Origin of the sequence: Allocoprobacillus halotolerans, from assembly GCF_024399475.1 — a bacterium.
In the GTDB taxonomy this organism is placed as follows: domain Bacteria; phylum Bacillota_I; class Bacilli_A; order Erysipelotrichales; family Coprobacillaceae; genus Allocoprobacillus; species Allocoprobacillus halotolerans.
On sequence record NZ_CP101620.1, the window covers coordinates 1996357 to 2019367 of the forward strand.

23 protein-coding genes and 1 pseudogene are annotated in these 23011 nt (G+C 27.5%); 20 read left to right on the forward strand and 4 right to left on the reverse strand.

Features of this window, described 5'->3' with window-relative positions:
- Window positions 1-7: 7 nt before the first annotated feature.
- The 4 genes from NMU03_RS11740 to NMU03_RS11755 form a co-directional block, all read right to left on the reverse strand.
- Window positions 8-598 (reverse strand): RloB family protein, encoded by a 591-nt coding sequence (locus NMU03_RS11740; protein ID WP_290138567.1) that lies wholly within the window; start codon window positions 596-598, stop codon window positions 8-10.
- Between the two features lie 85 nt (window positions 599-683).
- A complete protein-coding gene (locus tag NMU03_RS11745) occupies window positions 684-1112 on the reverse strand; it encodes an AAA family ATPase (protein ID WP_290142334.1) in 429 nt (142 codons plus the stop codon).
- Window positions 1076-1876 (reverse strand): AAA family ATPase, encoded by an 801-nt coding sequence (locus NMU03_RS11750; RefSeq protein ID WP_290138568.1) that lies wholly within the window; start codon window positions 1874-1876, stop codon window positions 1076-1078. Before NMU03_RS11750 ends, NMU03_RS11745 begins: the two co-directional genes overlap by 37 nt.
- 159 nt (window positions 1877-2035) lie before the next feature.
- On the reverse strand, window positions 2036-3619 hold the full coding sequence (locus tag NMU03_RS11755; protein WP_290138569.1) for a putative polysaccharide biosynthesis protein: 1584 nt from the start codon (window positions 3617-3619) through the stop codon (window positions 2036-2038).
- A 163-nt stretch (window positions 3620-3782) separates the two neighbouring features.
- Between NMU03_RS11755 and NMU03_RS11760 the strand changes: the two genes are divergently transcribed.
- The 20 genes and pseudogenes from NMU03_RS11760 (at window position 3783) to NMU03_RS18085 (ending at window position 22994) form a co-directional block, all read left to right on the forward strand.
- Complete coding sequence (locus NMU03_RS11760; protein WP_290138570.1) at window positions 3783-4202, forward strand: hypothetical protein; 420 nt, start codon at window positions 3783-3785, stop codon at window positions 4200-4202.
- A 152-nt stretch (window positions 4203-4354) separates the two neighbouring features.
- Window positions 4355-4759 (forward strand): SGNH/GDSL hydrolase family protein, encoded by a 405-nt coding sequence (locus tag NMU03_RS11765; RefSeq protein ID WP_290138571.1) that lies wholly within the window; start codon window positions 4355-4357, stop codon window positions 4757-4759.
- An 86-nt stretch (window positions 4760-4845) separates the two neighbouring features.
- The gene (gene pyrF / locus NMU03_RS11770; RefSeq protein WP_290138572.1) at window positions 4846-5556 is read left to right on the forward strand and encodes an orotidine-5'-phosphate decarboxylase; all 711 of its coding nucleotides are present in this window, start codon (window positions 4846-4848) and stop codon (window positions 5554-5556) included.
- Window positions 5557-5560: 4 nt separating this feature from the next.
- A complete protein-coding gene (pyrE, locus tag NMU03_RS11775) occupies window positions 5561-6193 on the forward strand; it encodes an orotate phosphoribosyltransferase (protein ID WP_290138573.1) in 633 nt (210 codons plus the stop codon).
- A gap of 113 nt (window positions 6194-6306) precedes the next feature.
- Window positions 6307-7130 (forward strand): annotated as a pseudogene (locus tag NMU03_RS11785) (ABC transporter permease).
- Window positions 7131-7142: 12 nt separating this feature from the next.
- Entirely contained in the window at window positions 7143-7955 is an 813-nt protein-coding gene (locus tag NMU03_RS11790; protein ID WP_290138576.1) for an ABC transporter ATP-binding protein, read from the forward strand.
- 18 nt (window positions 7956-7973) lie between these two features.
- On the forward strand, window positions 7974-8363 hold the full coding sequence (gene tagD / locus NMU03_RS11795; RefSeq protein ID WP_290138578.1) for a glycerol-3-phosphate cytidylyltransferase: 390 nt from the start codon (window positions 7974-7976) through the stop codon (window positions 8361-8363).
- Window positions 8364-8395: 32 nt separating this feature from the next.
- Window positions 8396-8956, forward strand: a complete 561-nt coding sequence (locus tag NMU03_RS11800) for a glycosyltransferase family 2 protein (protein WP_290138580.1) — start codon at window positions 8396-8398, stop codon at window positions 8954-8956.
- Window positions 8957-9066: 110 nt separating this feature from the next.
- Window positions 9067-11745 carry a CDP-glycerol glycerophosphotransferase family protein gene (locus tag NMU03_RS11805; RefSeq protein ID WP_290138582.1) on the forward strand — a complete coding sequence of 893 codons (2679 nt, stop codon included), beginning with the start codon at window positions 9067-9069 and terminating at the stop codon, window positions 11743-11745.
- A gap of 68 nt (window positions 11746-11813) precedes the next feature.
- Window positions 11814-11969, forward strand: coding sequence for a hypothetical protein (locus tag NMU03_RS11810; RefSeq protein WP_290138584.1), 156 nt, complete (start codon window positions 11814-11816; stop codon window positions 11967-11969).
- Window positions 11915-12388, forward strand: a complete 474-nt coding sequence (locus NMU03_RS17700) for an acyltransferase family protein (RefSeq protein ID WP_353956617.1) — start codon at window positions 11915-11917, stop codon at window positions 12386-12388. The genes NMU03_RS11810 and NMU03_RS17700 overlap by 55 nt, the downstream gene beginning before the upstream one ends.
- Before the next feature lie 62 nt (window positions 12389-12450).
- Window positions 12451-12822: a hypothetical protein gene (locus NMU03_RS11815; RefSeq protein ID WP_290138586.1), complete on the forward strand. Its 372-nt coding sequence runs from the start codon at window positions 12451-12453 to the stop codon at window positions 12820-12822.
- 55 nt (window positions 12823-12877) lie between these two features.
- Complete coding sequence (locus tag NMU03_RS11820) at window positions 12878-14077, forward strand: CDP-glycerol glycerophosphotransferase family protein (protein WP_290138587.1); 1200 nt, start codon at window positions 12878-12880, stop codon at window positions 14075-14077.
- 554 nt (window positions 14078-14631) lie between these two features.
- On the forward strand, window positions 14632-15966 hold the full coding sequence (locus NMU03_RS11825; RefSeq protein WP_290138589.1) for a PIG-L family deacetylase: 1335 nt from the start codon (window positions 14632-14634) through the stop codon (window positions 15964-15966).
- Between the two features lie 76 nt (window positions 15967-16042).
- On the forward strand, window positions 16043-16429 hold the full coding sequence (locus tag NMU03_RS11830; RefSeq protein WP_290138591.1) for a GtrA family protein: 387 nt from the start codon (window positions 16043-16045) through the stop codon (window positions 16427-16429).
- 14 nt (window positions 16430-16443) lie between these two features.
- On the forward strand, window positions 16444-17385 hold the full coding sequence (locus NMU03_RS11835; protein WP_290138592.1) for a glycosyltransferase family 2 protein: 942 nt from the start codon (window positions 16444-16446) through the stop codon (window positions 17383-17385).
- Window positions 17378-20110 carry a YfhO family protein gene (locus NMU03_RS11840; protein WP_290138594.1) on the forward strand — a complete coding sequence of 911 codons (2733 nt, stop codon included), beginning with the start codon at window positions 17378-17380 and terminating at the stop codon, window positions 20108-20110. The genes NMU03_RS11835 and NMU03_RS11840 overlap by 8 nt, the downstream gene beginning before the upstream one ends.
- Before the next feature lie 436 nt (window positions 20111-20546).
- Window positions 20547-21545: a CDP-glycerol glycerophosphotransferase family protein gene (locus NMU03_RS11845; protein WP_290142335.1), complete on the forward strand. Its 999-nt coding sequence runs from the start codon at window positions 20547-20549 to the stop codon at window positions 21543-21545.
- Window positions 21538-22875 (forward strand): NAD(P)H-dependent glycerol-3-phosphate dehydrogenase, encoded by a 1338-nt coding sequence (locus NMU03_RS11850; RefSeq protein ID WP_435372903.1) that lies wholly within the window; start codon window positions 21538-21540, stop codon window positions 22873-22875. Before NMU03_RS11845 ends, NMU03_RS11850 begins: the two co-directional genes overlap by 8 nt.
- On the forward strand, window positions 22824-22994 hold the full coding sequence (locus tag NMU03_RS18085; RefSeq protein WP_435372904.1) for a hypothetical protein: 171 nt from the start codon (window positions 22824-22826) through the stop codon (window positions 22992-22994). The genes NMU03_RS11850 and NMU03_RS18085 overlap by 52 nt, the downstream gene beginning before the upstream one ends.
- Window positions 22995-23011: the final 17 nt, after the last annotated feature.

The following is a 23011-nucleotide window of genomic DNA, read 5'->3' on the forward strand; positions in this document are numbered from 1 at the left end:
GACTCATCTAAATATTTTTTAATTCTTGGACAAGTTCATGGACTTTTGTACCTGGATCATATTCAGATGGTTTGTCAATACCTTCACGAAATGAAGCCATTCGTCTTTTGGCATTTTTGATAGCATTGTTGACACCGTCAAAAGTATTGACAAGATCATATATGTTTTCTTCATTTTTTCTATAAGTGCAATTACCCAAATGATATTCTTTAAAAATTTCATCTAACTTATTGGTCCAAATATCTCTATGAAGTGCAGAATCACTATATTGAAAATGAAGATATAGCCAATATTCAAATGACTGATTGCTCCATGCTATGTTATAGCCTTTGTTTTTACCTTTATAAATTGCTTGATCAAAATCATGAAAATCATCTTTATCAAAGACAAGCCATATGTTTTGATAAATGAGTTTAGCATTTTTGATGATTTGATCAGCAATATCTATAAGTTTTTCTGTTGAACTCCCACTCCCACAAATATTAATAAGAGGTGCTTCTACAATATCTACATGTCCACCTATTTTCTTTTCGATTTGCTTTTTCAGTCCTTTGAAATATAGTGGTTCAGTGCATTCACCTTCAGTGACAATTAACAAAGAATTGATTTTAGGTTGTTTATAATCATGTTTTCTTTTCTTTCGTTCTTGTCTTCTTTTTTAAATAAATCGTCAGAACCCATATTTATTCACCAACTTCCATATCAAATTCTTCAAAAGTTGGAATGCCTCCATATACACCAGCGAGATAATCCTTTTCAAATGATGCATCTGATCTCACTTTGAAATCAGCTAATGATGATAATTGTGAATAGCCATATTCATCTTTTTGTACAAACCAAATTTGATCACGTCTAAAAAATCTTTTATCCATTAATGTTGTATCATGTGTTGTATAAATAAGTTGAGCTTGAGATTCTTCATTATAAAATAAGTCAATAAAGAATTTTAACATTAATGGATGTAATTTGACATTGAGTTCATCAATGAATAGCGTTTTGTGAGAAGTGAATGTAATTTTTGCATAAATAAATAAAAGAATACTTTTTATTGTTCCTTGTGATTCATTGTATAGATTTAATGGATATTTTTTTGGTCTTTTCCTTGATGGGATGTGATAAAGATAATATTGTTTTGAGTATCAATATAGTCAATATCTTTAATACCTGTATCAATTGCAGTCAAATATTCAATTAATTCATCTTTATTTGAATCGATTATTTTAGGGAGAAGTTTTTCTAATAATTGTGTATCTTCACAAAAGTCGCTAGGAACAATCAAAATATCCATGATACCAGAATATACAATTTTAAATTGATTGTTTGTTAGATTTAATCTATTAAAAAATGACAGGACAAGAGTGTCTTGGGGAATTTGATCTTTATATAAATCACATTCTTTTCTAATGGAAGCACCAAAGTCAATATTTTTGGTTGATCTTTCTAAAAGTGTTATTGTTCTATTTGTTGTTAAATTTTTACGATATAACCATTCCATAACAATATGATGAGAATTGTATTCAAATCCATATTTATATTCGTCATTATTTAATAATAAAATGATTTCAAATTCAGAATTTTCCATTTTTTCTTCAAAAGAAAAGGGATTATAATATTTTTCTAAGACAGTATGATCATTATCGTTTGTATTATTGAATGATTCCTTAACGATATTTTGAAAATACTTCATAGCATAGTATAAGTTGGATTTACCACTAGCATTAGCCCCATAAATAGAAGCGACTTTTACTAGATTTTCATGATTTTTTGTTTGAATTAAATTGCAAGGATATTCTTTATAAGCATGAATTGCTGTCATATCAAAGACTGTTTCCTCTTTAAAAGATAAAATATTTTTTAACATGAATTGTATAAGCATTGTCATCATCTCCTATAATTATTATACCATTGATAAAATCTATATCAATATTTTTGTGAAAAATTCACAATTTTATACGTTTTATATTAAAAATAATACTTTTTTCGTGATTATAAAAGCTATTGATAATATATTGAAGTATATCACCAATAGCTTTTATTAACGTTTTTTAAACTTGTAAATAATCCTGCTGGCATATGGAATAGAAGAGAGTTCCTCAGGATGATCTGAATAGAAATAGAAGATAATCACAAAGTATATAATGACTCCCACAATAACAGCGAGAACTAACGGAATGAAAACTTTTCTTGTTAAAGCAAAGATGCCGTAATAAACAATAGCCACAACAATTCCCATTAATAGAGAAGAAATAATAGGAATGAGATAAGTTTTCTTGATTTCTTGTCTATACTTAGTCATTTTGCGTAACATTTTTTGATTTAAATAACAAACTTGTAAACCATAGAAACAGTTAGCAATCATTAAAGAATACAATCCTAATGGTGTAAACTTCAATAAAACAATAGCAATCACAATATGATAAATCAAAGCAATTGCAGCATTTTTTAAAGGCGCATTGACTTTACCTAAGGCTTGTAAAATACCGTTTGTTAAAGTTGATAAACCAAAGAACACAATACCAGGTGTTCCTAAAGCTAACATCATTGTTGAAACAGCAACAGTTTCTTCTTGTGGGAAAAGAATACCAATGATAGGATGGGCTAAGACACTCATTCCAACAGATGCAGGAATTAAAAGCATCATTGTCACACGAATACCTGAACGAATATGTTCTCTTGTTTCACGATAATTTTTTAATGACCATGATGAAGAAATGGCTGGAATAGAAGCTGTGGACATTGCTGAGGCTAAAGCTACTGGTACATTTTGTAAAACAATATATTGTCCTGAATAAACGCCATACATCGCAGCAGCATGAGGATCAGTTCCAATAATGAAAGAATAAATATATTGATCAACAACAGTAATCAAATTATAAACACATGTAGCAAAGATAATTGGGGTAACGATATGCATAATCATTTTAAAGATATCTTGATAAGAATCTTCATAATCATCCGGTGTGTCTTTAATAATTAAATGATTGTGATTCTTTAAATACATAATCGCCATAAAAATCAAACCAACTAGAACACCAACACCTGGTCCAACAGCACCACCAGCAGCACCAGCGGCAGCCATTTCACTACCACCAGTTTCCATTAAAGGACGAACAAACAAATAAGCACATCCAATTGCAACAATAGCATTGAAGATTTGTTCAACGATTTGTGATACAGAAGTATAAAAAGTTGTCTGATGAGCCTGGAAATAACCTCTAAATACACCTAACAAGCCTGATAAAAAGATGGTTGGACAAAGGATTCTTAAAGGTAATACAGCATGTCCAGTTACCAAGTATGGTGCTAGAATATAAGCAATAAGAGAAGCACTTCCACCTATAATACAAATATAGATAAATGAACATTTTAGAATTTTTTGAACATTATTATATTGATGAATGGCTAGTTTTTCAGCAATCAGTTTTGAAATCGCTGTTGGAATACTATATGAAGACAAAAGTAAAATCAAAGCATAAATATTATATGCCATTGAATAATATCCAATCCCTTCAGCTGTAATTAAAGCTGTTAATGGACTTTTATATAAAGCACCAATAATTCTGACTAATATGCCTGCCACAGCAAGTATGGATGCCTGTTTAACAATTGAACGTGACATTGATAGACCCCACTTTCGAATATTTCTTTGTTTATTATAACATTAATTCCAATAATTGCAAAAAAACTTATGGTTTTATACCGAAAATGACTTTTTTCATAGGTTTTACACATGATTATGGCAAAATGTTTGATAGAAAAATAGTGAAAGTGCAGGTATATATATGAAAATAAAAAAACATAAAATTTTTACGCATACAATGATTGTGGCTTTATGTATAGGTGGTTTATTTTATTTTAATCGTCCAAAAAATAAAGTAGCTTTTAAAATTGAAGAATCACCAATTCAAGAAAATAATCAATCTGAACAAAAACCAATTATACAAGATCAAAGACGAAAGCTTTCATTGCTTTCCATTGGTAATAGTGACTTATATAGTGGACTCAATCCCATGCAATTGTGGCATGATTATGGTATCACAGCTTTTAATATTTCTGCTCCCATGCAAAATATGAAATTATCTTATTATATGTTAAAGTATGCTTTGATGGTTCAAAAACCAAAATGCTTGCTGATAGAAGTTGACCAGTTTTTGAAGAAAGAGAGGCTCTTGAATATGATGGTTATGAATATACAGCATTAAGTTGTTGTTATCCATTATATCGAGGAAGTAAACAATGGGATAAAATAAAAACTGAAAAATTCATCAAAGAAGAAAATTCTACGCATCGTATTAATTATCTAGGATTTTATGACAATCGTGAAATTAAAAAATATCGTGGTGGCTTTGATTATATGAAAAAAACGAATAAACGAGAAAAGTTACCCTCACTTACCAAAGAATATTTACCACAAATTATATCACTAGCTAAACAAAATGATTGTCAAGTTCTATTTGTGCAATTTCCATCTCAATCTTCTTGGAACTGGGCAAAATATAATACCGTTAAAGATATAGCGCAAGAATATCAGATTTCTTATTTGGATTTTAATGTTTCACAGTATAATACTGGTTTTAGCTGGTTGACTGACTCACGTGATGGTGGGAATCATTTGAATTATTATGGTGCTCAAAAGATGACAAAATATATCGGAGAGTATTTAAAAGAGTATTATACGTTGGAAGATGATCGTCACAATCCTGAATATCAAGATTATGAGGAAATTTATAAAAAATATCAGCAAAATTTTATGAAATGAGCTGAATTGTAAACAAATGTGAATTTGTTTATAGATTTTTAATAATTTGTGCTATAATATATAAAAATATGTCTTGGAGGAAGGTTATGAGCGAAAGTAGAATTTGTATTGCTTTAGATTTTCAAACAAAACAGGATGTAAAAGATTTCCTAGATAAGTTTGAAAATGAAAAATTGTATGTCAAAATAGGAATGGAATTATTTTATGGTGAAGGAATAGAAATGATTAAAATGATTAAAGAAAAGGGACACAAAATATTTCTTGATTTGAAATTACATGATATTCCTAATACTGTAAAAAGTGCTATGAAACAATTAGCAAAATTAGATGTTGATATGGTTAATGTTCATGCATCTGGAAGTATTGCTATGATGAAAGCAGCTATTGAAGGATTAAATGAAGGTGCACAAGGTGGAAAACGTCCTTTATGTATTGCTGTGACATGTTTAACATCATTAGATCAAAAAGTTTTAGATGATGAGTTATTAATTCATGAACCATTAGAAAACGTTGTTTTAAAATGGGCACAAAATGCTAAAGAAGCTGGTTTAGATGGTGTTGTCTGTTCACCATTAGAATCAAAAATTATTCATGAAAATTTAGGAATGGACTTTTTAACAGTGACACCAGGAATTCGTTTAGCAAGTGATAGTGTCAATGATCAAAAACGTGTGACAACACCAGCTATGGCTAAAGAATTAACATCAAGTTATATTGTTGTCGGAAGAACAATCACAAATGCTGATGATCCAGTTGCAACATATAAAGAAGTCTATAAACAATTTCAAGGAGAGTAAGAACATGGAAAAAACAATCGCAAAAGATTTATTAAGTATTAAAGCAGTCTTTTTAAGACCAAATGAACCATTTACTTGGGCATCAGGTATTAAATCACCTATTTATTGTGATAATCGTTTAACATTATCATACCCTGAAGTGAGAAAAGATATTGAACAAGGATTAGCACAGTTAGTTAAAGAAAACTATCCAACATGTGAATGTTTAATGGGGACTGCCACAGCTGGAATTGCTCATGCTGCTTTAGCAGCTGATATTTTGGATTTACCAATGGGTTATGTTCGTGGTGGAGCTAAATCTCATGGTAGAAATAATCGTATTGAAGGATTAGTCAAACCAGGAATGAAAGTTGTTGTTGTGGAAGATTTGATTTCAACAGGTGGTTCATCTTTAGAATGTGTTGATGCTTTAAGAGAAGCAGGATGTGAAGTTTTAGGTATGGTTGCTATCTTTACATATGGATTAGAAGATGCATTGAAAAACTTTGGTACTAAAGAATGTAGTTTTCATACATTAACAAATTATGATACTTTAATTCAAGTGGCTGTTGATCATGAATATATTGAAGCAGCTGATTTAGAAAAATTAAAAGCTTGGAAAAAAGATCCTCATGATGAGTCTTGGATGAATAAGTAAATAAAGATGCTATATTGGGCATAAATATAAGGGGAAAATGCTTAATGAAGTTGCATTTTTCTTTTTTTCGTGTATAACAGTAAAGAGTTATATCATCTTTGAGGAGGATAGCTATGTTTAAGAGTATAAAATATGTGTTACAAGAGAATTTTCATAACTTATTTAGAATTTATTCTATCTCTAAATATGAACTTCTTGGTGATATGAGAGATTCTAAATTAGGACTGTTTTGGAATTTTGCACATCCATTAATTCAAGTCTTAACATATTGGTTTGCATTTGGTATTGTTTTTGAAAAAAAGCAGTAACTTCCTATGGAGTTACAGTTCCTTATATTTTTTGGATGATGGGTGGAATGGTTGTCTGGTTTTTTATTTCACCATGTATTACGAATGGTTGTAATGCTGTTTTTTCAAAAGTCAATGTCATTACAAAAATGAAATTTCCAGTAAGTATTTTACCTGCTACTGTTGTATTAAAAGAATTATTTAATCATTTTTGTTTGATGGTTATTTTACTTATTATCTTTTTATTTGGTGGCATTTATCCAACATGGCATTGGATAGGTTTAATCTATTATGCACTATGTGCTATTATTTTTTCAATTTCATTATCAATGACAACATCAGTTTTAAATATGTTAGCAAGAGATACAAGAAAACTCGTTTTAGCGTGTATGCGTTTATTATTATATTTAACACCCATTTTATGGGATATTAAACAATTAACACATATGCCAAAAATTGTTGGATTAGTTATGAAAGCCAATCCTATTTATTATGTTGTACAAGGATATAGAGATTGTTTCTTTTATCATAAAGGAATTTTATTTTATTCTCATTCAATGATTGCTTTTTGGGTCATTACATTGATATTGTTTGTTTTTGGAAGTTATATGATGTATAAATTTAAACATAAGTTTATTGATTTGATTTAAGAGAGGTAAATCATGGAAAAAGAATATGCAATAGAATTTAAACATGTTTCTAAAATATACAGTTTAAAATCAAAAAATAAAAAGAATTCAAACGATAAAAGATTTTATGCCTTAAAAGATATTAATTTTAAAATTCCTAAAGGTGAAGTCGTAGGAATTTTAGGAACGAATGGATCTGGAAAATCAACAATGTCAGTCATTTTGGCAGGTATTAGCGAAGTTGATGAAGGAGAAATGATTGTTAATGGAGAACAGGCATTAATAGCGATTAATACTGGTTTAAATCAACAGTTAACGGGTTTAGAAAACATTGAATTAAAAGGTGCTTTATTAGGTTTAAGTAAAAAGAGAATACAAGAAATTACAGCAGGAGTTATTGAGTTTGCAGAAATTGGAGATTTCTTATACCAACCAGTTAAAAAATATTCTAGTGGTATGAAATCAAGATTGGGATTTTCTATTAATTTATGTCTAGATCCTGATATTTTAATTGTTGATGAAGCTTTATCAGTAGGTGATAAAGGTTTTGCACAAAAATGTATTAATAAAATGAAAGAATTAAAAGCACAGGGAAAAACAATTGTTTTTATTTCACACTCTTTGCCACAAGTGAGAGATTTTTGTGATACAGCGATGTGGATTGAGGGTGGAATGTTAAAAGAATATGGAGATATTGATGAAGTATGTGATCATTATGCAGAATATGTTGATTATTATAATTCATTAAGTAATGCTGATAAGAAAAAAGAACGTGATGAGAAATTTAATAAAAGAATCATTCCTCATACAAAAAGAAAAGGTTTTTTTGATAGAATATTTGGATAGAAAAGAGGTATATCTAAAATGAAGAAAGTTATTACATATGGAACATTTGATTTATTTCATGTTGGTCATCTTAATATTTTAAAACGTGCAAAAGCATTAGGAGATTATCTTGTTGTGGCTGTATCAAGTGATGCTTTTAATGCTATTAAAGGGAAAAAATGTGCGATTCCTGATACAGAAAGAATGCAAATTGTAGAAGCCATTAAATATGTTGATGAAGTCATTCCTGAAAATTCTTGGGATCAAAAAATAGATGATATAAAAAATCATGATATTGATGTATTTGTCATGGGGGATGATTGGACAGGAAAGTTTGATTATCTTAACGATTATTGTGAAGTTGTTTATTTACCAAGAACACCTGATATTTCTACAACGCAGATTAAACATGAGTTGAAGTTGAAGTGATTTGAAATAATCTATATTTGGAGGTCATGAAAATGAGTAATATAAAAGTTTCTGTTATAGTTCCAATTTATAATGTAGAGGAATATTTAGAAGAATGTTTAATGTCATTGGTAAAACAAACATTAGAAGGCATAGAAGTATTAATGATAGATGATGGTTCTACAGATCATTCTGCTTTTATAGCTAAAAGATTTGAAGAAAAATATTCTAATTTCCATTATTTTTATAAAGAAAATGGCGGTTTGGGAAATGCAAGAAATTATGCTATTCCTTATGTTAAGGGAGAATATTTAATTTTTTTAGATTCAGATGATGTTGTTCCTGAATATGCTTATGAAAAAATGTACAATTTAGCAATCAAAACAGGAAATGATATGATTATAGGAAATGTTAAAAGATTTAATTCGACAAAAGTTTGGGATTCAGGACTTCATAAAAAGGTTTTTGATGATGCTTATGAACATACACACATACTTGAGAAGCCTGAATTGGTGTATGATACCACTTCTTGGAATAAACTTTTTAAAACAAGTTTCTATAAAAAAATAATTTTCAGTTTCCTGAAAAAATTCTTTACGAAGATATTCCGGTAACTATACCTGCGCATTTTAAGGCTAATTCAGTAGGTATTATAACAGATATATGTTATTTATGGAGAACAAGAGATGGAGTTAGTAAATCTATTACTCAGAATAGAACAGAAGTGAAAAATTTTACTGATCGTATTAAAATCATGGATATGGTTAATAGCTTTTATGATAAAAATGTAACAGATAGAACTGCTTTATTAATGAAAGATTATAAATGGCTTGATGTCGATTTGAAATTATATGTAAACCAGTTTCCAGATGCAAGTGATGAATATAGAAAAATTGCTACTAAAGAAATTCAAAGGTACTTAGACTCTATAAATCCTGATGCTTTTCAAATGTTAAGAAGTATTGATAAAATGAAATACTATTACATTAATAAAAATAAGATAGATAGATTATTAGATTTATTGGAATATCAAAAGACTACATTTAAATCATTATCAATTCACAAAAAACAAAACTCATATATTGGAAATTTTCCAATGAAAGATATTCCTGATGATTTGAAAAATATGACAAAGGAATTAGAATTTTATCCACCTGTTGAAGCTGTTAGAAAGATTGAATTTTCTCAAAATACCCTTAAAATCCAATGTGTTTTTTATATATCAAGATTAAAAAAACAGGATGATTTCGAAGCTAAAGCATATTTATATAATAAAAAAAGGAATCAAAAAATACCTTTAAATATCATTAGAAAGTCATCTAAAGATTTGACAAATAAAAGAGGATACCGTTTTTGCAGGAAACCAATAAGAGTTGTTAAATATGATTACTCTCATTGTGCATATGAAATTATGATAGATTTAAATAATGAAAAAGTTATTGATTTATTGAAAGAAAGTTGCTTTATTCAAATAAATTATACTAATGGGATTATCAATCAAACATTTCTTTTAGGCAAGTCCGATTCAGAGAGTATGAATTTAATACAACATTATGGATTGGATTGTAGCATAATAAAAACTCATTTGATGAATAATGGGAATTTACAGATACAAAAAGAAGAGAATATATTATACGTTGATAAATATAATATTGAAAAAGGAAATGTTGTTTTTGAAAATATTCAGTCTCTAAATTTATATCATAATTATTTGAATATAGAGTGTAATAGTATGATACCTCTTAAAGATTTGGATTGTGGAACGTACGATGTTTTAGCAGATTCAAAGTTTATATCTATAAAATGTCAATCACAACAATTCAAAGATGAAAATAATATATATTTTATTGAAAATGGCTTGAATGGAAATTTACAAATTAAAAAGTACGTCTCACAAATTTTAGTTGACGACATTCAATTTCAGAACAATAAGATAATTTTTGATCTTCAATATTCTAATTACTTATTTGATGAAATACCAAGTTTAGTTCTGTCTAATAAAAAATATAATTATGATATATATATCGAACCTAAAGAATATGATAAATTTAAGGCAAAATTTTTAATACAATTAGATGATTCTGCTTTTATATCACAATTGGCTAATGGTGAATATACTTTTACTCTTCACAATAAATTTAAGAATGTTTATCCGTTGAAAGTATTATTGAAAGATAATGTATATAAATATAAGATATTTGATAGAATATTATATTTCTCTTTTAGTAATAATGAAATAAATTTAAAAGTGGACCATGAATGGAAAGCATATGAAAATACGAGAAAAAAGAGAAGAATATTGAAGAAATACATCTATCCTTTATTAAGACTATTGCCACTTAATAAAAAAACAATTATATTTGAAGGATGGTGGGGTGCCAAGTATCATTGTAATCCAAAATATTTATATGAGTATATAAATAAGCACTATCCTAAATATAGGTGTATTTGGTTCTTAAATGATAACTATATTCCTATTCATGGAAATGCAAAAAGAGTTCGTAGAAAATCATTACAGTATTATTATTATTTATCAGTTGGAAAGTATTTTGTAAATAATGTTAACTTCCATGATGAATATGTAAAAAGAAAAGGTCAAATAGAGATTCAAACTATGCATGGAACACCTTTAAAAACACTTGGGTTGGATGTTCCAGGTGAGTTAGATGATCCTCAAGATAGAGAGAGATTTTTACGTAGACGTGCTAGATGGGATTATTTAGTAGTTCAAAGTCATAGAGCTTCACAAATTACATCAAGTTGTTATGCGTATAATAAAGAATTTTTACGTACGGGGTACCCAAGAAATGATATTTTATTTGAAAAGAATAACTTAAATGATATTAATAAGATTAAAGAAAAAATGGGAATACCTCTAGATAAAAAAGTTTTAATGTATGCACCAACATGGCGAAAACGAAATTTTTTTGATATGCATATGAATATTGAAGATATGAAAAAAGCTTTAGGTGATAAGTATATTCTTATATTAAGAATACATCCTTTTGCCTATAAAGGATTTGATGAAACTATCTTAAATGATTTTGTTTATAATTTTTCTACATATGAAAGTGTTGAGGAATTATATTTAGTATCTGATATAGTAATTACTGATTATTCATCGGTTATGTTTGATTATACTATATTAAATAGACCAATATTATTTTATACATATGATTTAAAAGAGTATCGTGATTATTTGAGAGGATTTAACTTTGATTTTGAAAAAGAAGCTCCTGGTCCATTGATAGAAAATTATGAAGAATTAAAACAAGCTATCTTGGATATTGAGAATGTTTCAAAGAAATATGATAATGCTTTACAGAAGTTTAGAAAAACATTCAATGAATATGAAAAAGGGACTGCTTCTGAACAGATATTTAAAAAAGTTTTTGAAAAATAGAAGTACATTTATAGTACTTCTGTTTTTCCATATTTTAAGATATATTTTTAACCAATTATGGAGGAATTATGAGTCATCAAAGAATAAAATATATTGATATCGCAAAAGGGATAGCAACGTTGTTAGTGATTATAGGACATCTTTCTTATACACCACCAGGAATCAAGGCATGGTTATATACATTTCATATTCCGTTATTCTTTTTTTATCAGGTTTTGTACTGAATTGTAATTTTCCTAAATTACTAGATTTTTTAAAACTCAAGATAAAAAGGATTTTGCTACCTTATTTATGGTTATCAATAATTACATGGATTTTTGTAGAATGTATCTATCAATCTGTACTCAATTTAGATTACCATTCTTTTCAAAAAATTTTAGGGATTTTTATATGTGCTAAAAGTACACCATATTATTTAACTTTATGGTTTATTATAAGTTTATTTTTTGCGCAAATAATAATATATTTATTGAGTAGGCTAAAAAACAAAAAAATAATATTAATGTTTTTAGCTATGTTGTTTTTGTTAGGGATATATATATCTAGTATCTATGAACCAGGTTGGATTTTAGTAAGTGATACAATTCCTATGGCTTCTTTTTTTGTTGGGTTAGGTTTTTCTCTAGGCAATATTATGATATAATCAAAAATTTTTTTAATATACCTTGTTTGATAATTTGTACTTGTATAAATTATATGGCAGGTATGGTGAATTTGAATTATGTATCACGAGTCGATTTGTTTTATCAGGATTTAGGTAACCCAATTTTATTTTTGAGCTCTGCTATTAGTGGTATTTATATGATTATTATTTTTTCTAAATTTATTCAAAATTTTAAACCGATTCAATATGTTGGTAAGAATAGCCTTTTATTTTATGCTTTTCATAGTCCTATATTTATCCCTATAGCTGATAAAATTGTAGAGATACTAATTATACAAAATATTCCTTTAATATGTTATGATACTATAAAGATGTTTATTGCTTTGTTTACTGTGTGTATTGGAATGGTTATTGTATGTGAGATTGTTAACCGATATTTTTCATTCGTTTTAGGAAAAAAGAAATTAGTTTAAAAAGTACTATAAGTATATAAATGATTTAAAAGTACATCATAAATGAGGTGAGATAATGTTTATTTTAAGGAAAATAAAAAAATTAGCAGGAAAGATTATTAGAATATTATATAAATTGACTTATAGATTTATTTCTATTGATGATAAATTAGTTATATTTATATCTTTTCATGGTAGAGGATATTCTGATAATCCAAGAGCTATTTATGAACAAATGAAAAAGGATGAAAGATTTAAGGATTATAGATTTATTTGGTTTATTAAAAATCATAAAAAGAAAGATATACAGATTGATGGGGCAGAAATTAAAGAATATTTTAGTTTACCTTACTTTTATTATATGTCTAAAGCAAAGTATTGGATTATTAATTGTAAAATGCCTACATATATATGTAAAAAAGAAAATCAAGTTTATTTACAAACTTGGCATGGGACACCTTTAAAAAGATTAGCACACGATATAATTGCACCGGAAGATGCTACATTTTATAGATCAGGTGTGTCATTTGAACAAATGACAAGATCATATGATATAGATGTTGAAAGATACAATTATATGATTTCTCCTAATGCTTTTTGTACAGAAGTCTTTCAAACGTCATTTAGAATTAATCGCAAACGTTTAATTGAAACAGGTTATCCAAGAAATGATTTTATTACGAACGCAACTGAAGATGATATTAGAAATCTAAAATTAAAATACAATTTACCATTAGATAAAAAAATTGTTTTATACGCTCCAACATGGCGTGATAACTCATACGTGGCTTCTGGCTATACTTTTGAATTAGAAGCAGATTTCCATAAATGGAAAGAAATACTTGGAGATGACTATATTGTTGTTTTTAAACCACATTATTTGATTATTAATAAATATGAGAATGATGATTCTTTAACAGGTTTTTTATATTCTATGAAAGCTGAAGCAGAAATTAATGAATTATATGTTTTAAGTGATATTTTAATTACTGATTACTCTAGTGTATTCTTTGATTATGCAGTTTTAAATAGACCAATTTATTTTTATATGTATGATTTAGAACAGTATAAAGGTGAATTGAGAGGTTTTTATTTAGATATATATACTGAATTGCCTGGTAAGATTTATGAAGATGAATCAAATTTATTATTAGATATTAAAAATCAAGTCTATGATTATTCTCATTTAGAAACTTTTAATCAAAGATTTAGTGCATGGCAAACAGGTGACTGTGCGAAGAAAGTCATTGATATTGTATTTAAAGAATGTTTATAAATAAATCTAAATGCGATGGATAAGAATAAATGAACTATTCTTATCTTTTCGCTCTTTTTAATAAATTTATTGTTGAAAATATAACAAATTAATTTTAACGCCGTTTTTTTAATATTAAAACGTTGTTTCTCTAATCATTATTATTAGTGAAAAAAGTTATTGATTTCTCATAAGTACAAAAGACATCAGCATTTAAGAATGAATTTGTCTTGGCAATACTAATGCCCATATCTTTTAAAGAAGTATATTATGAATATCGTTATGGTATCTTTGCAGAATAGTCATTTTAGCAACATTTTTCTTAAAAAGAGCGTATCTTTTTTTATTCTCAAAGAATATTAGAATTTTTAATTTGTACACAAATTTTACAAATCTTCTGTGTATACTTACTTTGGAAGTGTTTTAAGGAGAGTTATTATGATAAAGAATTTTTCAAAATTAAAGATAAAAAATATATTGATTACCTTCTTTATTGTTTTGAGTGTCATATGTTGTATTTTTGTTCTATTTAAAAGTGTTAATCGTTTTTTTCTTTGAATCATCTTAAGATAGAATTGAAATCCACAAATTTAGATTTGTATGAGCAAGATGTTGGAAAGTTGGATGTAGAATTATCAGATAATCAATTTATAGATAATTTAAAATATACGGTTGATGATAACGAAATACTTCAAATAGATAATCAAGGAAATTATAAGGCATTAAAAGCTGGTACGACACATATAAGTGTTCAGGTAGAAGGGACAAATCAAAAAGTGGATTGTTATGTTCATATTTTTCCTTTTATTAAAATACAAGATATTCAATTAAAAGATGTACCGCAATATGATTTATATCCAGGTATGAAATTTTCTTTAAAATTTAATATTTTACCTGAAGGAGCAACTCAAAAGGATATACATATAGTTTCCTCTAATTCTGATATTTTTGAGGTAAATAATCAGGGAAATATTGAAGTTAAAGGAATTGGAGAAGCCACAATAAAAATTTCTGTTAATAAGACATCTGTTAGTAAAGAAGTTAAGCTAAAATCAATTGAAAAGCCTAAAGTTGATGAAACATTATATTGTCGTCATAATGACGAATTAAAAATAGAAACTCATAAAGGTTATCAGCTATCTTATAGTCATATAGAAAAAAATAAAGATATAATTTATGAGTCAGAAAATAATGATATAGCAAGTGTGTCACCAGAAGGTTTATTATATGCAAAAAGGCCAGGTTATACTGTTATTAAATGGAGAGTAGGTAACAAAACATATAGATGCCAATTGATTGTAAAATGTGACAATGGGCTGATTAATCTTTCTGATTTATCTCAGGCTGGCATTAACGAATCTCATAAACTTATGATTGTAGCTCATCCTGATGATGAAACGTTATGGGGTGGAGGACATCTTTTAGATGGAGGATGGTTTGTTGTTGTATTAACAAATGGATATAACAATCAAAGAGTTAAGGAATTAACAAATGCTCTATCAATAAGTCATACTCATTTCATTATTCTTAATTATCCTGATTTAAAAAGTAAAAAAGTCAAAGATGATTGGAATTATGTTCAAAAAGGAATGAGTAAAGATATTGAAACTCTTTTAAAATATAAGCAATGGGATCAAGTTGTTACTCATAATCCTAAAGGAGAATATGGACATATACACCATAAAATGACAAATCAACTAGTAAAAAAATTAGCTATAAATTTAAAAATTTATGATAAACTTTATTATTTTGGGAAGTTTTATAGTAATGATGGTAAATTTTATGGAAATCCAAAGATGCCCGATGGGTTGAAATCGACCTATAGTGGTGAAAAATTAAAAATGAAAAATATGATGATTGATAAATTTACTTCACAAAAAAAGCTATTCAAAAATATTGGGAACAAATGATTCCGTTTGAAGAATGGATAAAAGCATCAAGATGGGAGAATAACTAATCATGATAGAGAAAATAGAAAAAATAAGTATGAGTAAAAAAACAGAAATTATAAGATATGTTATTGTTGGAGGATGCACTACATTAGTTAATGTAATGATGTTTGCATTTATGTGCAAGGTTTTATATATTGATGTAACGATAAGTAATTTTATTTCTGTAATGATTGCTATTTTGTTTGCCTATATTACAAATAAAATATTTGTATTTCAAGCAAAATGTAGTAATTTTAAAGAATTATTGAATGAAGCTTCAAAGTTTATTGGAGCAAGGTTATTAACGATGATTATAGAAGTTGGAGGAGTTTTTTTACTTGTCAATATTATAGGACAAGATGAACTTCTAGGAAAATTAGAAACACAAATTATTGTACTTATTTCAAATTATCTCATAAGCAAATATTTAGTCTTTAAATAGCGAGGAGGATGTACATGAAATTATCAGTTATAGTACCATGTTATAATGAAGAAAATAATGTAGTACCATTTTATAATGCTGTAATGAAAGAACTAAAAAACATTGATTTAGAAATTTTATTTATTAACGATGGAAGTAGAGATCAAACCTTTAATAAGCTTAAAAGTTTATTTTTGAAAGATAATGAACATGTGAGAATTGTTGATTTTTCTCGTAATTTTGGTAAAGAAGCAGCATTGTTAGCAGGACTTAAAGAATCTAAAGGAGATTTTGTTAGTATCATAGATGCTGATTTACAACAAAATCCAAAATATATTATTGACATGCTAAAAATTTTAGAAAATAATCCCGATTATGATTGTGTGGCCGCATATCAAAATGTGCGTAAAGAAGGAAAAATATTAACTTTTTTTAAAGATTGTTTTTACAAACTTATTAATCGTATGACAGAAATTGAAATTGTTAGATCTGCGAGTGATTTTAGAACCTTAAAAAGGTGTATGGTAGATGCAATTCTTTCATTACCAGAACAGTGTCGATTTTCTAAAGGAATTTTTTCGTGGGTTGGTTTTAATACATATTATATGCCTTATACAGTAGAAGAAAGAGCGAGTGGAGAATCAAAATGGTCTTTTTGGAAACTATTTAGATACGCTATAGATGGTATTGTAGCTTTTTCAACGACACCACTAGTTATATCTTCTATCATTGGAATTATTCTATGCTTTGTGTCATTTATTTTTATAGCTATAATTGTTATAAAGACACTGTGTTTTGGTGATCCAGTAGCTGGTTTTCCAACTTTAGCAACTATTATTTTATTGTTCTCAGGATTGCAATTGTTTTTTATAGGCGTGTTAGGACAATATTTAGCGAAAACATATACCGAAAGTAAGCATAGGCCTGTTTATATTGTGAAAAATATATTAGAAAAGGAAAGTTTTAAAGATGAGTAATTATTTATTAAAATGGAATGAATATAAAGAAAAACGTCCATTCAAAGCATATTTTATAATGTTTACTCTTTTGTTTTTTATAACTATTTTTCTGTTTTATGCATCATTTATTTTTAATGAGAAATCATTTATTTGGAAAGGCTCAACAAAAGATGGATTAGTTCAGCACTATAATGCTTTAATGTATTTTGGAAGGTATCTTCGATCAATTTTATACAATTTATTTGTTAATCATCAGTTTGATATTCCTTTATATGACTTTAGTATTGGCTATGGTTCTGATATTTTGACGTCTTTACATTATTATGTAATGGGTGATCCGTTGAATCTTTTATCAGTATTTGTTAGTTCAAAATACACTGAATATTTATATGCTTTTTTAGTTGTTTTACGCTTATATCTATCAGGATTATCTTTTTCGTATTATTGTTTTCAATTAAAAAAAGATAGTAAGTCAACTTTAGTGGGTGCATTAACATACATTTTTTGTGGATATGTAATTTTTGCAAGTGTAAGACATCCTTATTTTATTAATCCAATGATTTATTTACCTTTATTGTTATTGGGAACTGAAAGAATATTACATAATCGATCTCCAAAATTGTTTATAATTGTATTGACAATATCAGCAATTAGTAATTTTTATTTTTTGTATATGTTATGTTTAGTGGTGTTTATATATGCTGTGATACGTTTCTTATTTATTTATCATTTTAAAGTTAAGCTTGGTATAAAATATTTTTTTAAATTTGTAACGAATGGAGTTATTGCTTTATGTATGTCAGCATTCATTTTGTTGCCTGTAATATATTTTTTCTTTCAAACAGCAAGAAGTGAGTATAAAATAGCTTTTGATAGCTTTTATAGTTTATCTTACTATTTATCATGTTTTTTAAATTTTAATTCATACAATTTTGCTGAATATTGGACGATATTTGGTTATAATTCTTTAAGTTTATTATGTGTATTTATACTTTTTATAAGAAAAGGAAATTATTCTTTAAAAATAGGGTTTATTATATCAACGTTATTTATATGTTTACCATATGCTGGATATGTGTTTAATGGTTTTTCTTATGTGAGTAATAGATGGGAATTTGCATATTCATTTGTGATTGCTTTGATTACTTGTTCTATGTTTCAACGTCTTTTTACAATGGAAAAGAAGGAATGTATATTAACAGGACTTTTTGTTTTCATCTATATTTTTATAGCCGGTTTATTTTCGGAAACAAGAAATTTTAATTTTATAATATCTGCTATTATTTTGATTATGACATACATTATACTACTTATTAGAAATAGATTATGGTTTAATCAGAAAATAGGTTTATCTTTAAATCGTATATCTTTGATCTGTATTATTGCTTTATTAATATCAAATGTTTCTGTTAATGCTTATTATAAATATTCACCACAACATTTAAATTATATAAAGGAATTTGTTGATGCGAAGAAGGGATTTTCAAATCTCACAAAGACAAGAGCTCAGGTTATTAAGAAACTTAATGACTCTACTTTTTATAGGTATGATGAAACGAATTTTGGTAAATATTATTTAACAAATACTTCGTTACAGCAAAGACAAAAATCTATATCCTTTTTTTATAGTTTAGGAAGTGGATATATTACAGATTATTTTATGGAAATGCAAAATATAAATGCGTTGAGTTCAATATATACAGGAGTGAACTATCGTGCTTATTTAGATGCATTAGCATCTGTAAAATATTTTGCTGCAGAAAAAAATCAAGAACAGTATAGACCTTATGGTTTTGATAAGAAAGTTTATGATTCAGAGAAATTTTCTGTTTTTCAAAGTGATTTATATTTACCATTAGGCTATACATATAATCAACAAATTTCACAAAAAGATTTTAATAATGCTTCAGCTATAGAAAAACAGCAGATGCTTATGCAAGGTGTCTATATTGATGATGATATTCAGTCATTTCAGTTAAATAATGCTCAAGTGTCTTTAGCTAATCAACAAGTTCCTTATCAAATTGTACATAGTGATGGTATTAGAAAAACAACGCAAGGTTTTGATGTTATAAAAAAGAATGCTAAATTAACAATACGTTTTAATCCTGTTGTAGAAAGTGAACTTTATTTATTATTCCATGATTTATCATTTTTGCCTTATAAGAACGAAAAAGAAAAATATGTAAATCAAGCTAAAATAAGTATTTCGTCACATAATATCAAGGATACGATTATACTGAAGAATAAATATCATACATATTATAATGGAACGGAAAATTTTTTAATGAATTTAGGATATTCAAGAGAGAATAGGAATGAGATAACTATTGAGTTTAAGACTATAGGAAGTTATATTTGTAAAGATATGAGTGTAGAAACTTTACCAATGAAACAGTTTGATTATCAAGTCAAAGAATTAAAAGAAAATTGTTTAGAAAATGTAGAGATGGGCGTAAATACCGTTTCAGGTACTATTCATACAGAGGAAAATAAATTTCTTTGTTTTTCTATACCTTATAGTGATGGCTGGAAAGCATATGTTAATGGCAAAGAAGTTGAATTATATCGAGCAAATATAATGTACATGGGATTACCATTAGAAAAAGGTAAACATACGATTCAATTAGTCTATTCTACTCCTTATTTAAAACAGGGAGTTATTATAAGTGGTATAGGTATTATAAGTTTTCTTGGAATAATTTATTATGAAAGAAAAAAGAAAATTATTCGTATTTGTTAAATGTATGGGTTATTCATAAAAAGTTTTTGATAACAATTTTTGAATAAGGATATTGTATGAGAATCCTTTTTATTCAGAAATCTTATAAAATATTTCATGTAAAATTTAATTGATAATCAGCCAATATATACTAAAGAGATAAGAAATTATACTTTTCTTGTCTTTTTATTTTCTAGTGTAGCTATGATATTTTATATGAATTGTTTATTTTATTTAGCATATGTTTTAAGAAGAGTCATAGGAAATCATGTGAATTCATAATAAGTTCTTTTTTAATCATTCAAAAGATGTTAAAATAGATATAAAGTTATAGGAGATTGAATATGGGATTACAGAAAATCATATTAAATATTGTTTTAAAAATCGAAGCTTTTTTTATTTCTTTTTTAAGATAAAAAATAATAGAATAACATTCATTTCTTTAGAAGCAGATCACCTGGTATCTGACTTTTTAAAAATTTATCAACAATTACCTCAAGAAGATTATGATATACGTTTATGTTTGATTCATTATCATAAGAATTTATGGGGACAGTTTTTATATTTTATAAATTGTATGAAACAATTATATTATGTTTATACTTCAAGAATTATCTTTTTACATGACAATAACTATGTTGTTTCACACTTTAAAAGAGAAGGCGTTCAAGTCATTCAAGTATGGCATGCCTGTGGTGCTATTAAAAAGTTTGGAAATGTCATTGAAAGACAATACCCAATTCGTAACTATGATTATGTTTTAGCAACGTCATTATTTTGGAAAGAGCCTTATCACCAAGCTTTTTCTGTTGATGCTAATCATGTTTTACCTATTGGATTACCAAGAACAGATGAATTATTCGACCAAGAATGGATAGAAAAGAAAAAGCTTGAATTGTATCACAAATATCCATCTTTGAAAAATAAGAAAGTTATTTTATATGCACCAACATTTAGGGGAAACATATATAAAGGTTTTTCTGCTATTGAATTTGATGCCAAAAAAATAATGGATTGTTTAGGTCATGACTATGTCCTTATCTATAAATTTCATCCTTTAATGGGAAATTATATGTTAGGGGATGGAGATTCAATTATCAATATGAATCATGAAGATACTCATGAATTGTTTTGTATCAGTGATTATTTGATTTCTGATTATTCGTCTATTGTTTTTGATTTTATGATTTTAGAAAAACCAATTCTTTTCTATGTCCCAGATTTAGAACAATATTCAAAGGATTTAGGTGTTTTTGTAGATATTAGAGAATTGGGGTATCCAGTTTGTTATAGTGAAAAAGAGGCTGTTCAAGCCATTCAATCAAACTGGCAAGATACACATATATTAAAAACAATGAAAAATCGATTTTTTGATATTCAAGATGGTAAAAGTACATTACGTGTTAAACAATTGGTAGAAAAATTATGTGGAATGGAGAATGATGAAAATGAGTAAAGTAGCAATCATTGGGACAGGCACTTGGGGTATAGCTCTCGCAAATATGTTAAGTGAAAATCACCAAGTGAAAGCATGGTCAGCAATTCCAGAAGAAATTGAATATATTCAAAAATATCACAAACATCCTAAATTGAAAGATGTTCATATTTTTGAAAGTATTGAACTTTCTTTAGATTTATCTCAAACATTGGATGATGTTGAGGTCATTGTTATGGCTGTTCCTTCTGTATTTGTAAGACAAACAACTCAAAAAATTGTACCTTATTTGAAAAAAGAACACATTATTGTAGATGTCGCTAAAGGAATGGAAGCTAAGACATTGATGACAATGTCAGAAATTATATACTCTGAAATATCTAGTCAAATGGAGTTTGAGTATGGACATATTGTTGCTTTATCAGGACCAACTCATGCTGAGGAAGTTTCAATAGGGTTACCATCCACAATTGTATCGGCTTCAACTAATGAAAATATCGCCAAAAGAGTACAAGATATTTTTACAACGCCTTATATGCGTGTTTATACGAATCAAGATATTAAAGGTGTAGAAGTTTGTGGCTCTATGAAAAATATTATCGCATTGGCAGCCGGAATTTCACATGGCTTGGGTTATGGTGATAATGCTATTGCAGCATTAGTGACAAGAGGTATTCATGAGATTTCACGTTTAGGAATTGCCATGGGTTGTTCGATTCACACGTTTTATGGCTTGGCAGGATTAGGTGATTTGGTTGTTACTTGTACCAGCAAAAATAGTCGTAATAATCAATGTGGAACATTTATTGGACAGGGATATGAAGTGAGTGAAGCCATACAAAAAGTTGGGATGGTTGTAGAAGGGATTAATGCTTTAGATGCAGCTGAACTTTTAAGTGTTCGCTATCATGTGGAATTACCTATTATTCGAGCAGTTTATGATGTTGTTAAATTTGGATTGAATCCAAAAGTTTCAGTACAAAGATTGTTCCAACGTAGAAGTAAATCTGAAATTCCATTTTCTATTTTGGAACTTGTTCATGAAAATATGGAAATGAAAAATAAAAGAGGTGTAAAAATGAAAAGAGTGATTACATATGGAACATTTGATCTTTTGCATTATGGACATATCAATTTATTAAGACGTGCGAAAGCTTTAGGAGATTATTTAATCGTTGCTTTATCAACAGATGAATTTGTCAAACTCCAAAAATATAAAGATTGTTATTTTAGTTATGCTGAAAGAAAATCTTTATTAGAAGCGATGAGGTATGTTGATTTAGTTATTCCAGAAGAAAATTGGGATCAGAAAAAGAAGATTGTCAACAATATCATATTGATGTTTTTGTGATGGGAGATGACTGGCAAGGACAGTTTGATTATTTACAAGATCAAGGCGTTGAAGTTATTTATCTGCCAAGAACACCAGAAATATCAACAACACGTATTAAAAACGACTTACATGAATAAAGACTTTTCGAAGTCTT

Excerpts from the sequence above, each read along its gene's own strand:
- NMU03_RS11800 (WP_290138580.1), top strand. The coding sequence starts at position 8,396 with ATGAGTAATATAAAAGTTTCTGTTATAGTTCCAATTTATAATGTAGAG.
- NMU03_RS11830 (WP_290138591.1), top strand. The coding sequence starts at position 16,043 with ATGAGTAAAAAAACAGAAATTATAAGATATGTTATTGTTGGAGGATGC.
- NMU03_RS11835 (WP_290138592.1), top strand. The coding sequence starts at position 16,444 with ATGAAATTATCAGTTATAGTACCATGTTATAATGAAGAAAATAATGTA.
- tagD (WP_290138578.1), top strand. The coding sequence starts at position 7,974 with ATGAAGAAAGTTATTACATATGGAACATTTGATTTATTTCATGTTGGT.
- NMU03_RS11810 (WP_290138584.1), top strand. The coding sequence starts at position 11,814 with ATGAGTCATCAAAGAATAAAATATATTGATATCGCAAAAGGGATAGCA.
- NMU03_RS11765 (WP_290138571.1), top strand. The coding sequence starts at position 4,355 with ATGAAAAAAACGAATAAACGAGAAAAGTTACCCTCACTTACCAAAGAA.
- NMU03_RS11760 (WP_290138570.1), top strand. The coding sequence starts at position 3,783 with ATGAAAATAAAAAAACATAAAATTTTTACGCATACAATGATTGTGGCT.
- NMU03_RS11755 (WP_290138569.1), bottom strand. The coding sequence starts at position 3,619 with ATGTCACGTTCAATTGTTAAACAGGCATCCATACTTGCTGTGGCAGGC.
- NMU03_RS11850 (WP_435372903.1), top strand. The coding sequence starts at position 21,538 with ATGAGTAAAGTAGCAATCATTGGGACAGGCACTTGGGGTATAGCTCTC.
- NMU03_RS11790 (WP_290138576.1), top strand. The coding sequence starts at position 7,143 with ATGGAAAAAGAATATGCAATAGAATTTAAACATGTTTCTAAAATATAC.
- NMU03_RS11820 (WP_290138587.1), top strand. The coding sequence starts at position 12,878 with ATGTTTATTTTAAGGAAAATAAAAAAATTAGCAGGAAAGATTATTAGA.
- NMU03_RS17700 (WP_353956617.1), top strand. The coding sequence starts at position 11,915 with ATGGTTATATACATTTCATATTCCGTTATTCTTTTTTTATCAGGTTTT.
- pyrE (WP_290138573.1), top strand. The coding sequence starts at position 5,561 with ATGGAAAAAACAATCGCAAAAGATTTATTAAGTATTAAAGCAGTCTTT.
- pyrF (WP_290138572.1), top strand. The coding sequence starts at position 4,846 with ATGAGCGAAAGTAGAATTTGTATTGCTTTAGATTTTCAAACAAAACAG.
- NMU03_RS11840 (WP_290138594.1), top strand. The coding sequence starts at position 17,378 with ATGAGTAATTATTTATTAAAATGGAATGAATATAAAGAAAAACGTCCA.
- NMU03_RS11750 (WP_290138568.1), bottom strand. The coding sequence starts at position 1,876 with ATGCTTATACAATTCATGTTAAAAAATATTTTATCTTTTAAAGAGGAA.
- NMU03_RS11815 (WP_290138586.1), top strand. The coding sequence starts at position 12,451 with ATGGTGAATTTGAATTATGTATCACGAGTCGATTTGTTTTATCAGGAT.